The following is a 14,158-nucleotide window of genomic DNA, read 5'->3' as shown; positions in this document are numbered from 1 at the left end:
CGTCGCCCACACTCATACACCCTCCGCCCGCCAGTGCCCGGATTTGCCACCGGTTTTTTCCAGCAGCCGCACGCCGTCCATGACCATGCCCTTGTCCACGGCCTTGCACATGTCGTAGATGGTGAGCAGCGCGACCTGAACAGCCGTCAGCGCTTCCATTTCAACGCCGGTGACGCCAAAGGTTGATGCCGTCACTTCGCAGTGCACACAATTGGCGGCCTCATCCAGCCGGAATGCCACTTCAACCCCGGACAGCGGCAGCGGATGGCACAGCGGCACCAGATCAGCCGTACGCTTGGCGCCCATGATGGCGGCAATGCGCGCGATACCGAGCACATCGCCCTTCTTGTGCGTGCCGGCGGCGATCTTTGCCAGCGTATCCGGCTGCATGACGATCCGGCCTGCGGCACGCGCGACGCGCTGCGTCGGGGTCTTGCCGCCGACATTCACCATGTGTGCGTCGCCCGCCGCATTGAAATGCGTCAGGCCCTCGTGATTGCCCAGTGTCTCGCTCATGGCGCGGATATCCTCGGGGGTATTCAGATTGGGAAAGAATGTATCACTAAACGCCACCGGCATACCCCCTGCCATATCCAGCCAGCCCTGCAGTCGCCGCTGGCCGCTGGCCAGATACGCCTGCAGATGCGGCAGCAGCTGCACAGCGAGCAGGCATAGCGCCGGGTGACTGCGCGTGCTGCTGACGGCATACGCCGCAGGCGCCCCTTCCTGTACGGCCGCCAGCAGGCGCGCAAGCAGATCCGCCGGCAGTTGCGGCACATCGCAGGGCAGTACCAGCAGCCAAGGGGTAGTGCAGACAGCAAGTCCTGCTTCGATGCCGGCCAACGGGCCGGGAAAATCCGGAGCCAGATCCGCCAGCACTCGCGTTCCATAGCGCCGATAGCTGTCCGGATTACGGTTGGCAGAAATCAGGATGTCGCCAACTGGCTCGGTCTGGCTGGCCAGCGCATCGCTCACCCAGGCCACCAGCGGGCGGCCGGCGAGCAGCGCCAGCCCCTTGTCGACACCGCCCAGACGCTGGCCGCGGCCACCTGCCAGGATCAGCGCGCTGACCAGTGCACTCATTGCGCATCCCAGCGGGCCAGCGCGGCCGCATCGCTGTCCTTGGCCTCGACCCAGGCCTCGCCTGCACCGGTGCTTTCCTTTTTCCAGAACGGCGCTTCGTTCTTCAGGTAATCCATGATGAACTGATTGGCGGCAAAGGCGGCATCGCGGTGTGCGCTGACGGTCAGCACCAGCACGATCTGCTCGGTCAGTTGCAGCTCGCCCACGCGGTGAATCAGCGTCACGGCCGACAGCGGCCAGCGCGTACCGGCTTCAGTGACAATCTTGCCCAGCTGTTTCTCGGTCATGCCCGGATAGTGCTCCAGCGTCATGCTGGCCAGCCCGCTGGCCACGTCGCGCACCGAGCCGACAAAGGCAACCACCGCGCCAGCCTCGGGGCGACCCGTCAGCTTTGCGTATTCCTCGGCCAGCGAGAAGTCGCCTTCCTGCACCCGGATCGTGACGTCCATTTCCCGGTCCGGCATCTCAACCCCCGGTCACTGGCGGAAACAGCGCCACCTCGGCGCCGGCCGGAATCACGTCGTCCGGCCTGGCCATGTCCTGATTGATCGCGGCGCGAAATACGCGCGCGCCACCGAATTCGGCCGCCCAGTCGCCGCCGCGCGCCACCAGCAGCGCCACCAGCCCGGCCAGCGTCGTGCCTTCGGGCAGCGCCAGCTCTTCCTCGCCGGTACGCAGCACATCGCGCAGGCGGGCGAAATACAGAATGCGGATGGTCATCATTGCCAACTCCTACAGCAGGCCGGACAGCGGCAGAAAGCGCACGGACGCGTTCTCGGCAATCGTCTGCCCGGCCGGCAGATCCACCAGGCCATCCGCCCACGCCAGCGAGGTCATCACGCCCGAGCCCTGATTGGGGTAGAGCTGCAGCCGGCCATCGTCGCCCAGCTTCACGCGCAGGAATTCGCGGCGATCGCCCGCCTTCGTCCAGGCAAAGCCGGCCGGCAGCTGCCAGGCCTGCGGAGTGATCTTGCCCGCGCCACTGCGCGCCAGCAGGAATGGCCGCACCAGCAGCAGAAAAGTCACAAAGGCCGACACCGGATTGCCGGGCAGGCCGATGAAGTCGGCGTCGGCAATGCGTCCGAATGCAAAAGGCTTGCCGGGCTTGATGGCGATTTTCCATACATTCAGCTCGCCCAGCGCCTGCACGGCCGCCTTCACATGGTCTTCCTCGCCCACCGACACGCCGCCGGTGCTGATCACCACGTCGTGGCTGGCTGCCAGCCGGGCCAGTTCGCTGCGGGTGCGGCCGAAATCGTCGGCGACCAGCCCGGCGACGGTCAGCTCGCAGCCCAGCCGCTGCAACAGCCCGGTGAGTGCGTAACGGTTGCTGTTGTAGATCTGGCCGGCCGCCAGCGGCTGGCCCGGCTCGACCAGCTCGTCACCGGTATTGATGAGCGCGACTTTCAGCGGCGCATAGACACTGACTTCGGCCACACCGATGGAGGCCAGCAGCGCCAGTGCCGCGGGGTTGAGCCGCTCGCCACGCGCCAGCACGACGGCGCCGTGCGCAATGTCCTCACCGGCACGGCGGATATGCTGGCCGGCTCGCAAGGGCTTGCTGATCTGCAGGGTATCACCCTGCAGATCACAATTTTCCTGCATTTCCACGGCATTACACCCAGAGGGTATTGGTGCCCCGGTAAAGATGCGCGCGGCACAGCCAGGCGGCAGCGGCTGCGGAGCGTCGCCGGCGGCAATGCGCGCGACCACCGGGTAAGTGGCCGGTGCTGCGGCAAAGTCGGCGACATTGAAGGCGTAGCCGTCCATCGCGCTGTTGTCAAAGCCGGGCACGGCCAGCGGCGCGATCACGTCGGCGGCCAGCACACGGCCATCGGCGGCGGCCAGTACTACGCTTTCGCTGCGGGAAGGAGAACGGGCGGCGGCCAGCAGCCGGGCCAGTGCGGTATCGAAATCAAGCATGGTCAGTGGGTATCGAGTTGGAGGTGGCGAACGATAAACGCCGCCACCGCAGGAATGTCATTCAGGTTAAGCCATGGTAAGGCAGGTGCTGGCTGGCTGTCGCAGGAATCGCCGTCGGAACTCCGGCGATGGACATCAGAGTCAGCAGGTCTGCTATCGCTGGCCACGGCCACAATGCCGTGATCATCGGTGGCCAGCAGCGGTTTGCCGGTGGCCGCGCGCCAGACTTCCAGGCGCGGGATGGCTTCGCGCTTGAAACCTTCGACCAGCGTCAGGTCAGCAGGAGCAAGGCGCGCCAGCAATTCAGCCAGCGCGGGTTCCGGCGCTTCACGCAGCGGGTGGCTCAGCACATAGCCCCAGGGGGTGGCGAGCAGCACTTCCTGCGCGCCGGCGTCACGAAAGCGTGCGCTGTCCTTGCTTGGTGGCTCCATCGCGGGTATATGATGGGAATGCTTGATTACATTAACCTGCAGCCCCATACCCCTGAGCACAGGCAACAACTGCTCGATCAGCGTCGTCTTGCCCGAGCCCGACCAACCACAAATGCCCAGCACGGCCTTCGTCATGACTGCACTCAGCCTCCGGTCTGCGACATGAAGCGGATGATCTTGGCCGGCTGCTCGATGAATTCGTGGCGCTCGGGTTTCAGTTCGATGGCGGCGCGGATGGCGGCCTCCAGCTCGGCATCGCTACAGCCGTCGCGCAACAGCGGGCGCAGTTCGAATTTCTCTTCCTGCCCCAGACACAGATACAGCGTGCCATCGACAGATAAGCGCACACGGTTGCAGGTGGCGCAGAAATGCTGCGAAATCGGCGTGATGAAACCGATCTGCCCGCGCCCGTCTGCAGTCTGCCAATAGCGCGCCGGGCCACCGCCCAGTTCCTGCGCACAGGGTTCCAGACCGAAGCGCTCGATCAAGCGCGGGCGGACTTCGTCAATCGGCAGGTAATGCGCATTGCGGCCGGTGTCGCCCACCGGCATGGTTTCAATCAGGCGCAGGATGAAGCCTTCGTTGAGGCAGAACTGCGCCATGCGCTCGATCTCGTGATCATTCACGCCGCGCATCGCGACCATATTCAGCTTGATCGGCGTAAAGCCGGCCTTTTTGCCGGCCATGATGCCGGCCATGATGGCATCGAAGCTGTCGCGACCGGTGACGTGGTTCAGACAGGCCTTGTCCAGCGAATCGAGGCTGACATTGATGCGCGCCAGGCCGGCCGCTTTCAGCGCCTGCGCATGCTTGCCCAGTTGGGTAGCATTGGTGGACAAGGACAGATCGCGCACACCCTCAATTGCGGAGAGCTTGCCAACCAGATCGACCAGATTGCGCCGCAGCAGTGGCTCGCCGCCGGTCAGGCGCACGCGCGCCACGCCCATGCGGGCAAAGGCGGCCACGACGCGCTCCAGCTCGGCAAACGTAAGCCAGTCGGCCGGCTCCGCATAGCCATCAAACCCCTTGGGCAGGCAGTAGCTGCAGCGCAGGTCGCAACGGTCGGTGACCGAGACGCGCAAATAGCGCACCTGGCGGCCAAAACGATCGATCAGGGGATCGATCTGCGGGGTTGTCGGCAGTGGAAGGGATACGGTCGTCATCGGCTTTTTTCCTCACTGGCCCAGTCTAAGCGTTTCCTGCCAGCGTGACAGTTAGTCGGACGAGTTAAGGATTTAGTACAAAGTGACTAGTGGCGATGCCGTAACCGCATGTACAGCACGGTCTACCGCCACCCTCCCGGTGAGAATTATGCCGTCAGCGCTGCCACCAGCGCGCGCAGCTCGGCCACCTCGGCACGCAGCGCGGCAACCTCCTCGCGCAGTTCGGCAATTCCGCCACTGGCTGCCTGCGGGGCACTCGCCAGCGCCTCGACATTGACCTCGCCCGATAGCAGATGCGCCCAGCGCGCTTCGCGGGCCCCCGGCTGGCGCGGCAGCTTCAGCACCATGCGGTGACGCTCGGCCAGCTCCTCCAGAAAGCCCTCGACAGCGGAAATATCGGAAAATCGATGCAGCCGCTCGCAGTTGGTGCGCAACTCGCCGGCCGTCTGCGGGCCACGCAGCATCAGCGTCGCCAGCAGCGCCACCGCCTGCGCGGGAATCTGCAGGGACTTGCCGGTGAAATGCTCGTAGCGCATCGCGCGGTTGCCGAAAACTTCGCCCACCAGAGCATGCTCGCGCAGGATTTCCAGCGCCGCCAGCACCTCGGCTTCGCCCAGCTCCAGCACCGGATCACGGCTGCTTTTCTGGTTGCAGCCTGTCACCAGACTATTGAGCGTGAGCGGGTAGCTGTCCGGCACGGTGTGCTGCTTTTCGATCAGCACGCCCAGCACGCGGGTTTCATTGAGGCCAAGAACGGGGATGGCAGTATCAGTCATGGGGCAGGAACCGGTTGGGCACAATGCCTGCATTATGCCGCAGAACACCGGCTGCGCTGCCATCCATCCCGGATTTCCCGCCCCCGCCGCTCGCTGGCTCGGGGGCTGGGCTATACCACAATCCCCACCAATATCCAGGATCGCCACCATGAACCGCCTGCTGCCTGCGCTCGCGCTCCCCCTGCTTGCCTCCCTCGCCACCGCCGCCGAGCTTCCCCCCATCATGCCGGCACTGGGTCAGTGGCAGGTCACGACCGACATGCCGCCCGACCAGAAAGCCGCGATGCAGCAGATGGACGAGCAAGCCCGCAAGGCCATGCAGCAACGCGGCATGAGCATCGACCCCAAGGCCGGCACAATGACGATGACCCTGTGCCTGAACCAGCAGACCATCCATGACTGGAACCGCATGGGCAAGGAGCATGCGGCGCAGACGCGCTGCGATCCGCCCGCCTACAGCACCAGCGGCAACACGCTGACCATGGACATGCGCTGCAGCAAGCCGCGTGCCATGAGCATGCACGCGGTCTACCAGTTCAGCCCCGCCCGCGATGCCTACACCTTCGAGCAACAGATGCAAAGCGAAGGGCGCAGCATGACCATGAAAGGCAAAGCGCGGCGCAGCGGCGATTGCTGAGCAAAAAACCCGGCAGCATCGCCGCAGTACACTGCGGCGAGGGCGCGCATTTCACCGTGCATCCTGCTAAAGTACGCGCCAGTTTTCTGCCTGTTTACCCGCTCAAGGGATTTGCCATGCGTCTTGCCACCTGCCTCCTTTCCGCCCTGTTCGCCACCCTGCCCGCACTGGCCTGCGCCGCCCAAGACTCCACGCTGGTCCCGCAGGCCGGCGACTGGGCCATCACCACGCAACTGGGCGCCGAGCAGCTCGCCATCCTCAAGAGCCTGGATGCCGAAACGCTGAATGCCCTGTCCCAGCATCAGCTCAGCTACGACCTCAACGCCGGCACCATGACCGCGCAGCGCTGCCTGAACAAGAGCAATCTGGCCGGCTGGAATCCCGGCGAGAAGGAGCTGCCCTCCAGCGCCGAATGCGCAGCCCCCAAAATCAGCAGCAAGGGCAATGTGCTGAGCGTGAGCTACCAGTGCACGCAACCGGCCGGCTTGCAGCTCAACAGCCGCTACGAATTCAGCGCTGCGCGCGACAGCTATACCTTTGTGCACGAGCTCAGCGGCAACGGCGAACCCACCCGCATCCAGGGCAAAGCCCGCCGCAGCGGCGACTGCTGACACCGGTCAGCCGGCGGCAGCGACAAGGGCTGACAATCGGGCGCTGCGGATTATAGTAAGCAGCAGGCACGCAACAGCGTGCCGCTGACCTTGCCGCAAGGAGCGCCCATGACCAGCGATTCCCGCCCCTGGCTGATTCTGCTGCACGGCTTTGGCCTGAACGCCGGCTATTTCCAGCCGCATCTGTCCGCCTTTGCCAGTGACTACCAGCTACTGCCGCTGGAGCTGCGCGGCCATGGCCAGCGCAGCCGCGAACCCGGCCCCTACGGTCTGGCAGCCTACACCGACGATCTGGCCGCCGAACTGGACCGGCGCCAGATCCGTTCCGCGATTTTCTGGGGCAGCCATGCCGGGGCCGCCGCCGGGCTGCTGCTGGCGTGCCGTGATCCCCGCTATTTCAGTGCATTAGTGCTCGAAAGCGGCTTTCTGCCGGGCAGCGCCATGCCCCGCGTGCGCGAGCTGAACATCCGCGCCCGCCAGCTGGCGCACAGCCACGGCATCCGCGCGGCGCTGGATGACATGTGGGAACACGCGGACTGGTTTGCGCACCCGCGCAGCCAGCCCGACGAGCGTCACAGCCAGCGCCTGCACACACTGCTGCAGGAATTTGCCGGCACCCCGTGGCTGTCACCGCTGCCGCCGGCACGCATTACCCCGCCCGGCCAGCGTCTGCAACTGCTGCACCAGCCGGTGCTGATCTACCACGGCCAGCACGAAATGCCGGAAATCCGCCATGCCGGGCAGTTTCTGGCCAGCCTGCTGCCAGCCGCGACGCTGGCGGAAATCCCCGGCTGCGGCAGCTTTCCCGCCAGCGAAAACCCGGTCCAGACCGGGCATGCCGTGCTCGGCTTTCTCGCCGGACACTTACGCCACAGGGTATAGGCAGAAAGTCCATAAATGATCAATTTCATAGCCATATACCCTGCAAAATCCGGACCAACACCACGCAAGCTGTAGTCGGGCTTACAAAAACACCGGCATCCGGCTAGCATGGCGTTTTGCCCCTGAATTTGCATCCGATGAGTTCACCTGCCTGTGGCCTGATTGTCCTGCACGGCAACCGCCTCGAAGACCTGCGCGATCTGACGCTGGATTGGCTGGCCACACACCCGCTGGCGCCGCTGGCCACCGAAACCTTGCTGATCCAGAGCACCGGCATCGCGCAGTGGCTGAAAATCGCCATCGCCAGCCATCCGGCGATGCAGGTCGCCGCCGGTCTCGACACCGAGCTGCCCTCGCGCTTTCTGTGGCGCATGTACCGCACGGTACTGGGCAAACAGGCCGTGCCGCGCGAGAGCCCCTTCGACAAGGACCAGCTGCAGTGGCGGCTGCTGCGGCTGTTGCCCGCGCTGTTGGCCGATCCGGCGCAGCAGGCCGTCTACGCGCCGCTGGCGCGCTTTCTGCAGGATGACGCCGACGGGCGCAAACCCTTCCAGCTGGCGCAAAAGCTCGCCGATCTGTTCGACCAGTACCAGGTCTACCGCGCCGACTGGCTGAGCCACTGGGCCAGCGGACAGGATGTGCTCGACGATTTCACCGACCCGGTGCCGGACGAGCAGCGCTGGCAGCCGGCACTGTGGCGAGCCATTCGTGCCGATCTGGGCCGCGAGGCCGGCTTGAGCCGCGCCGACATTCACGAGCGCTATCTGGCCGCGCTGCGGCAGGACACACTGCCCGGCTCAATCCTGGCCGCCCTGCCGCCACGCGTAGTGGTATTCGGCATCTCCGCGCTGCCGCAGCAGTGGCTGGATGCGCTCGCCGCGCTGGCGAAGCATACTCAGGTCATCATCGCCGTGCTCAACCCCAGCCAGTTCTACTGGGGGGATGTGGTCGAGAGCAAATGGCTGCTGCGCCGCACGCACCAGCGCGTGAAAGGCAAGAAGGCCGGCATCGGCCGGGAAATCAAGCTCGATGCCGCCGCACTACACCTCAACAGCCACCCGCTGCTCGCGCAATGGGGCCGGCAGGGGCGCGATTACATTCGCCTGCTGGACGAGCGTGACCAAACCGGCCAGTGGCTGGGCGCACAGGCGGAATCCGGCCAGCCGGCCAGCCTGAAAGTCGAATGCTTCACGCCGCCGCCGGCCGACACGCTGCTCGCCCATATCCAGCGCAGCATGCTCGATCTGGAGCCGCCCCCCGCCGATCCGGCCCAGCGCTACAAAGTCGTCGCAAACGACCGTTCGCTGGCGTTTCACCGTGCACACAGCCCGCAGCGCGAGGTGGAAATCCTGCACGATCAGCTGCTGGCGATGTTCGAGGCGGACAAGACCCTCACCCCGCGCGACATCATCGTGATGGTGCCGGACATCGCCGAATATACCCCCCATATCTCCGCCGTATTCGGCAGGGACAGCAAGGCGTCCACGCACATACCCCATGTCATTACCGATCAGGGCGTGCGCCGCCGGCATCCGCTGCTGGTCGCGCTCGATACGCTGCTGGCGCTGGATACCGAACGCCTGACTGCCAGCACGGTCTTCGATCTGCTGGATGTGCCGGCGCTGCGCCAGCGTTTCGAGCTGACCGAGGACGAACTGCCGCAGCTGCACGACTGGGTACGCGGCGCGCAGGTGCGCTGGGGCCTGTCGCCGGAACACCGGCAGGCCTTTGGCGTGCCGCCCGTCGCCCAGAACACCTGGGTGGCCGGGCTGAAACGCATGCTGCTGGGCTACGCAGTGGGCGACGCCGGCACGTGGTGCGACATCGAGCCTTACTTCGAAGTCGCCGGCATGGCGGCCGCCAGCGCGGGCAAGCTCGCCATGCTGATCAGCACACTGGAAACCAGCTGGCAGGCGCTGCAGACCCCGGCCACCCCGGCGATCTGGCAGCAGCGCCTCAGCGCGTTGCTCGATGCCTTCTTCAGCGCCAGCGACGAAGACGATCTGGCGCTGCTGAACGACCTGCAGCGCGCGCTGGCCCGCTGGCAGGAAGCCTGCGAGGGAGCGGGTTTCAACGGCACGCTCACTTTAGCCATCGTGCGCGAAAGCTGGCTCAATGACGTCGATGCGCACAGCCGCAGCCAGCGCTATCCGGCGGCCAGCGTCACCTTCGCCACGCTGATGCCGATGCGCGCGATTCCCTACCGCGTGGTGTGCCTGCTGGGGCTGCACGACGGCGCCTACCCGCGCCGCCAGCAGACCACCGATTTCGACCTGATGGCCAGCCACAAGCGCAGCGACGGCAGCCGCATCACCCGCCCGGGCGACCGCGCGCGCCGCGACGACGACCGCTACCTGCTGCTGGAAGCGCTGCTTTCGGCGCGCGATGCACTGCACATATCCTGGGTGGGCCACAGCGCCCGCGACAACAGCGAACGCCCGGCCTCGGTGTTGATCGAGCAGCTGCGCGATTACCTCGACCGCAGCGCCTGCCCCGCCGCCGCGCCGGATCATCCCCTTGCCGAATGGCTGACCACCAGCCACCCGCTGCAACCCTTCAGTGCCGCCTATCTGGCGGGCAATCCGCGCTTGTATACCTACGCCGCGCACTGGCATGCCAGCACCAGCACTGCGGAAACAGACCGCATGCCGATACTGCAGCGCGACACCCCGCTCACGCTCACCGAGCTTGCGCGCTTTTACAAGGACCCGGTCGGCAGCTACTACCGCGACCGCCTGCGTGTGAACTGGCAGCAGGGCGAGGCACTGGCCGACGATGACGAACCCTTCACCGTCGACCGGCTGCAGGAAACCCTGTTCGAAAGCGAACTGGTCGCCGCCGCGCTTGCCGTGGATGGCAGCGCCGGCAACGACGCCATCCAGGCGAAAATCGACGCCCTGCGCCGTGCAGGCAGCCTGCCAGTTGCCGGCTTCGCCGATGCCGCAATGAACAGGCTTGAGGGGTATGCACGGCTAGCTCAAAGAAACTGGCGTATTGCGCGCGATACCTGGCAGATCGAGCTTCCAGCCCAGCCATTCGCCCTGGCCGCGTGGGACGGCCAGCCGGCAATCAGCGACCTGATCGGCGAGCTGTATCAGGACGAAGCCGGCCAGCGTGCCCGGCTGGTGCTGCTCAATGGCGGAGTGCAAAAGGAAAAAGGCCAAATCAAACTGCACCGGCTGGCAGACGCGTGGATCAGGCATCTGGCCCTCAACACGCAGGATGAGCATCACACGCTGCTGATTGCCTACGACCATGTCCTCACGCTGGCCCCGCTCGACGCCGCCGAAGCCAGTGAACGGCTCGACACCCTCCGCGCAGCCTGGCTAGCCGGAATGAACGACACCTTGCCCGCGCATCTGGAACTCGCCAGCGAATGGTATTTCGCCCTCGGCAAAAACAAAGACACTGCCCATAAGGCCGTGCAGGAAAAGCTGGAAGGCGGTCATGAACGCAAGGGCCTGCGCGACTATGACCTCTACTTTGGCCAACGCTTCGCCGACTACGCCGCGCTGCAAGCCACCGACGGCAATGAAACCTGGCGCGAAGCGCTGTACGCACCGCTGGCCAGCGCCGTGTATGGCGACAACGAGAACGTCGACAGCAATGAATGATCGCTTATGCCTGTTGGGCATTACCAGGCAATTCCGAGCCGAAAACAGCGCCAGAGCTAGACATGACACAGAACTGGATTGAACTTATAAGCAGTTTTTGCAGTAAGGACATTGACGTCCAAACGCAGGCTCGCCTCGCCAGCATCAAAAGCATCGAATTTACAGATACAGGGGTATTTGTCGATTTTGAGATAGAGATACCAAAACAAGCTGGACTGAATTTTTCGATACACGGGGTACAGTTTTACTCCGAAAATCTGAGCTGCAGTGCATCAGGTTTTTTGCATATCAGGGATGGTACGATCAATACTTTGGAGCTGGTTTCAAACTGTGGGGAATCACTGCAGGGGATGGCTTTAACCGCGGCAAAGCAGCGATGAAGATGCCATTACTTGCATAGGTACCCAGTTCACACCGCCCCCGCCGTCACCCGCTTGCCCGGCAGCGACACCCACACCGCCGCACCGGCGATCAGCAGGCCGCCGAGCCAGCCGGCAGCACCCAGCGATTCACCCAGCCAGCCCACGGCAAACAGCGCGCCCCACAGCGGCTCGCTGCCCAGCAGCAGCGTCACCCGCGTCGGGCTGCAGTGCGCCAGCGCCCGGTTCATCGCCCAGAAGGCAAACAGCGTGCAAAACAGCGTCAGATAAACCAGCGCCAGCCAGAAGCCCGCAGCCCCCGGCAGCGGCGGCAAGCCCTTGCCCAAGGCAGCCACCAGCAGCGCACCACCGCCGACCAGCAAGCCCTGCGCGGCGGTCAGGCCCAGGCTGTCCACCGCCTTGCCCCGCAGCAGCCAGGTAGTCAGGCAGCTCTGGAAGGCGCGGATCAGCGCGGCCAGCAGCATCAGCGCATCGCCCCCGTTAAATCGGCCTGCCGCCAGCCCGGTCAACAGCCAGGTGCCGGCCAGCGACACGATTGCCGCCAGCCACAATCGGGCCGACGGGCGCCGGCCAAACCATGCCCATTCCACCGGCGGCGTCAGCAGCAGGCACAGGCTGACCAGAAAGGCCGCGTTGCCGGCACTGGTGGCCGCCACCCCGGCCGTTTCGGCAAAGAAAATCGCCAGCAGCCCCATGCTGGTCGGCAGCGCCACGGCCAGCGTCTGGCGCCGCTGTGCGGCAGGCAGGCGCAGCCAGTATGGCGCGAGCAACAGCGCGCACAGCAGAAAGCGGATCGCGATCACGCCGGCCACCGGATACCAGCCCAGCGCCGTTTTCACCACGCTGTAGCTGCTGCCCCAGATTGCGGCCGTCAGCAGCAGCAGCGCCGCCGCCGGCCAGCGCGCCGGTGACAGGCGGGCAAACAGGGAAATCAGGGCGGAGAAGGCCGGCAAGTTGCGCATGGTACAGAAGCTCCGGGGGCATTGCATTCATGACGGCAGAGTATGAAACTGGTCGCCAGCATTGATAATCCACCCATAATGCAAAGGATTTGTGCGTAGTGAGAACAAATCAGCTCATTCCCCTGCTGCCCGATCTGGCCGCGCTGGTTGCCGTTGCCGAGGCCGGCTCATTCAGCGCCGCCGCCCGCGCCCAGGGTACGACCCCTTCGGCAGTCAGCCGCCAGATTGCCCGGCTGGAAGCGGCGCTGGGGCTCACGGTGCTGGAGCGCAGCACGCGCAAGCTGCGCCTGACTGCCGGCGGACAGGAAGTGCTGCGCCATGCGCGCAGCATGCTCGACGCGGCGCAGGCCGCCTGCGATGGCGCGGCCAGCCACGCCAGCAGCGTGGAAGGCCGGGTGCGGCTGGCGGCGCCGAAGGCAGCGCTGCGCCAGATCATCCACCCGCACCTGCCGGCGCTGCTGGATGCCTACCCGCAGCTGGCGCTGGAGCTGCAGGTCAGCGACACCCCGGCCGATCTGATCGCCGACGGCGTCGACATCGCGCTGCGGCTGGGTGATCCGCCGGCCGGCTATGTGGCGCGCCCCTTCATGGAAGTGCGCACCCTGCTCTACGCCAGCCCCGCCTACCTGCAGCAGCACGGCACGCCGCAGCAGCCGGCCGAGCTGGCCCGCCACAGCTGCCTGCATCTGGCCGAGCTGCCGGGCGACGACGAATGGTGTCTGGTGCGCGGCGCCGAGCGCCATGTCGTGCAGGTGCGCGGCCGCTACGCCAGCAACCACAGCGAAATGCGCCGCGAAGCCGCCGAACTGGGTTACGGCATCGCCTGCCTGCCCGACTTCACTGCCCGCCAGCAGCTCGCCCGTGGCACGCTGCAGCCGGTGCTGCCCGGCTGGCAGCTGCTGGGGCGCTATCAGGGCAGCAGCTGGCTGGTCTACAGCGCCGACCGCTACCGCGCCCCGCGCGTGCGCGCCGTGGTGGATTTCCTGCTGGCGCTTGCCGACCGGCTGGGAACGGCGAAGGGAATGGTCGGGGTGGTGTGATGCAGATTCGAGAGAAAAGACGCGTGAAACAGCGGCGGAGATTCATCGGGCTGACGGTTGTGGTAATGTAGCAACCAGATATCTGCACACCTCTCGATTTTCAAGAGCATCAATTACAAAGGATGCAGTTGCAATTACACAAACTCAATTCAATCATGAGAACATAGATGCCAATAACATTAATCGCCGCAATAGTCATTAGCACCACTTTCACCGACACAAAAGACTTCAGCGAAGATGAGCTAGCATCACTTTTTGCGCTACACGCATCAATATATCAAGGGGTAAAATTTTGCCAAACGCATGACAAAAACAGCCAGAGCAATGTAACTAGCGCAGTAAAATCCTGGCAAAAAAACAACGTGCAGTTTTCCATAACAGTCAATGACAAACCAACAAAAATGGAAGACGTTTTAAACAAAATACTACCAAAAAACTTGGAAGAAACAACAGCACTACTATTGGCAGACACCGAGACACATCAAGAAGTATGCGGCAACTTCAGCCAAACAATCAGAACACTCGAAGAGTCGAGCAAAATCAAAGAAAATACACTGCAAAAATCAAAAATCCATGCTGGCTGGTATATCAGCACGGAAATCAAGACCTCAAAACGGCATAGCAAATAATCAAAACTTGAAAATAATTCAGCATTT

Annotated in this window: 15 protein-coding genes; 7 read left to right on the top strand and 8 right to left on the bottom strand. The window is 64.4% G+C overall.

What is annotated here, in order from left to right; translation table 11 throughout:
* Positions 1–12: 12 nt before the first annotated feature.
* The 7 genes from moaC to INR99_RS05165 all read right to left on the bottom strand — a co-directional run bounded on the left by moaC (position 13) and on the right by INR99_RS05165 (position 5,376).
* Positions 13–1,083, bottom strand: a complete 1,071-nt coding sequence (moaC, locus tag INR99_RS17980) for a cyclic pyranopterin monophosphate synthase MoaC (RefSeq protein WP_194115265.1) — start codon at positions 1,081–1,083, stop codon at positions 13–15.
* Positions 1,080–1,532, bottom strand: a complete 453-nt coding sequence (moaE, locus tag INR99_RS05190) for a molybdopterin synthase catalytic subunit MoaE (protein WP_194115264.1) — start codon at positions 1,530–1,532, stop codon at positions 1,080–1,082. The genes moaC and moaE overlap by 4 nt, the downstream gene beginning before the upstream one ends.
* 16 nt (positions 1,533–1,548) lie before the next feature.
* Positions 1,549–1,806 carry a MoaD/ThiS family protein gene (locus INR99_RS05185; RefSeq protein WP_228098089.1) on the bottom strand — a complete coding sequence of 86 codons (258 nt, stop codon included), beginning with the start codon at positions 1,804–1,806 and terminating at the stop codon, positions 1,549–1,551.
* A gap of 9 nt (positions 1,807–1,815) precedes the next feature.
* Positions 1,816–3,006 carry a molybdopterin molybdotransferase MoeA gene (locus INR99_RS05180; protein WP_194115263.1) on the bottom strand — a complete coding sequence of 397 codons (1,191 nt, stop codon included), beginning with the start codon at positions 3,004–3,006 and terminating at the stop codon, positions 1,816–1,818.
* 2 nt (positions 3,007–3,008) lie between these two features.
* Positions 3,009–3,572 carry a molybdopterin-guanine dinucleotide biosynthesis protein B gene (gene mobB, locus INR99_RS05175; protein WP_194115262.1) on the bottom strand — a complete coding sequence of 188 codons (564 nt, stop codon included), beginning with the start codon at positions 3,570–3,572 and terminating at the stop codon, positions 3,009–3,011.
* Positions 3,573–3,580: 8 nt separating this feature from the next.
* A complete protein-coding gene (gene moaA / locus INR99_RS05170; RefSeq protein WP_194115261.1) occupies positions 3,581–4,600 on the bottom strand; it encodes a GTP 3',8-cyclase MoaA in 1,020 nt (339 codons plus the stop codon).
* Positions 4,601–4,746: 146 nt separating this feature from the next.
* Positions 4,747–5,376 carry a YceH family protein gene (locus INR99_RS05165; RefSeq protein ID WP_194115260.1) on the bottom strand — a complete coding sequence of 210 codons (630 nt, stop codon included), beginning with the start codon at positions 5,374–5,376 and terminating at the stop codon, positions 4,747–4,749.
* A 148-nt stretch (positions 5,377–5,524) separates the two neighbouring features.
* Between INR99_RS05165 and INR99_RS05160 the strand changes: the two genes are divergently transcribed.
* The 5 genes from INR99_RS05160 to INR99_RS05140 all read left to right on the top strand — a co-directional run bounded on the left by INR99_RS05160 (position 5,525) and on the right by INR99_RS05140 (position 11,500).
* A complete protein-coding gene (locus tag INR99_RS05160; protein WP_194115259.1) occupies positions 5,525–6,013 on the top strand; it encodes a DUF3617 domain-containing protein in 489 nt (162 codons plus the stop codon).
* A gap of 116 nt (positions 6,014–6,129) precedes the next feature.
* A complete protein-coding gene (locus INR99_RS05155; protein ID WP_194115258.1) occupies positions 6,130–6,624 on the top strand; it encodes a DUF3617 domain-containing protein in 495 nt (164 codons plus the stop codon).
* Positions 6,625–6,732: 108 nt separating this feature from the next.
* Positions 6,733–7,506, top strand: a complete 774-nt coding sequence (locus INR99_RS05150) for an alpha/beta fold hydrolase (protein ID WP_194115257.1) — start codon at positions 6,733–6,735, stop codon at positions 7,504–7,506.
* A 137-nt stretch (positions 7,507–7,643) separates the two neighbouring features.
* Positions 7,644–11,120: an exodeoxyribonuclease V subunit gamma gene (recC, locus tag INR99_RS05145; protein WP_194115256.1), complete on the top strand. Its 3,477-nt coding sequence runs from the start codon at positions 7,644–7,646 to the stop codon at positions 11,118–11,120.
* Positions 11,121–11,182: 62 nt separating this feature from the next.
* Positions 11,183–11,500 (top strand): hypothetical protein, encoded by a 318-nt coding sequence (locus INR99_RS05140; protein ID WP_194115255.1) that lies wholly within the window; start codon positions 11,183–11,185, stop codon positions 11,498–11,500.
* 29 nt (positions 11,501–11,529) lie between these two features.
* Here INR99_RS05140 and INR99_RS05135 read toward each other — a convergent pair whose 3' ends face one another.
* On the bottom strand, positions 11,530–12,462 hold the full coding sequence (locus tag INR99_RS05135; protein WP_194115254.1) for a DMT family transporter: 933 nt from the start codon (positions 12,460–12,462) through the stop codon (positions 11,530–11,532).
* 98 nt (positions 12,463–12,560) lie between these two features.
* On the opposite strand from INR99_RS05135, the gene INR99_RS05130 reads away from it, so the two are divergent.
* On the top strand, positions 12,561–13,502 hold the full coding sequence (locus tag INR99_RS05130) for a LysR family transcriptional regulator (protein ID WP_194115253.1): 942 nt from the start codon (positions 12,561–12,563) through the stop codon (positions 13,500–13,502).
* Positions 13,503–13,669: 167 nt separating this feature from the next.
* The gene (locus INR99_RS05125) at positions 13,670–14,131 is read left to right on the top strand and encodes a hypothetical protein (protein WP_194115252.1); all 462 of its coding nucleotides are present in this window, start codon (positions 13,670–13,672) and stop codon (positions 14,129–14,131) included.
* The last annotated feature ends 27 nt before the right edge of the window (positions 14,132–14,158 follow it).

Origin of the sequence: Chitinilyticum piscinae, assembly GCF_015223195.1 — a bacterium.
In the GTDB taxonomy this organism is placed as follows: Bacteria; Pseudomonadota; Gammaproteobacteria; order Burkholderiales; family Chitinibacteraceae; genus Chitinilyticum; species Chitinilyticum piscinae.
Note: the sequence above shows the minus strand (reverse complement) of the source record. Positions and strands in the feature narration are given on the sequence as shown.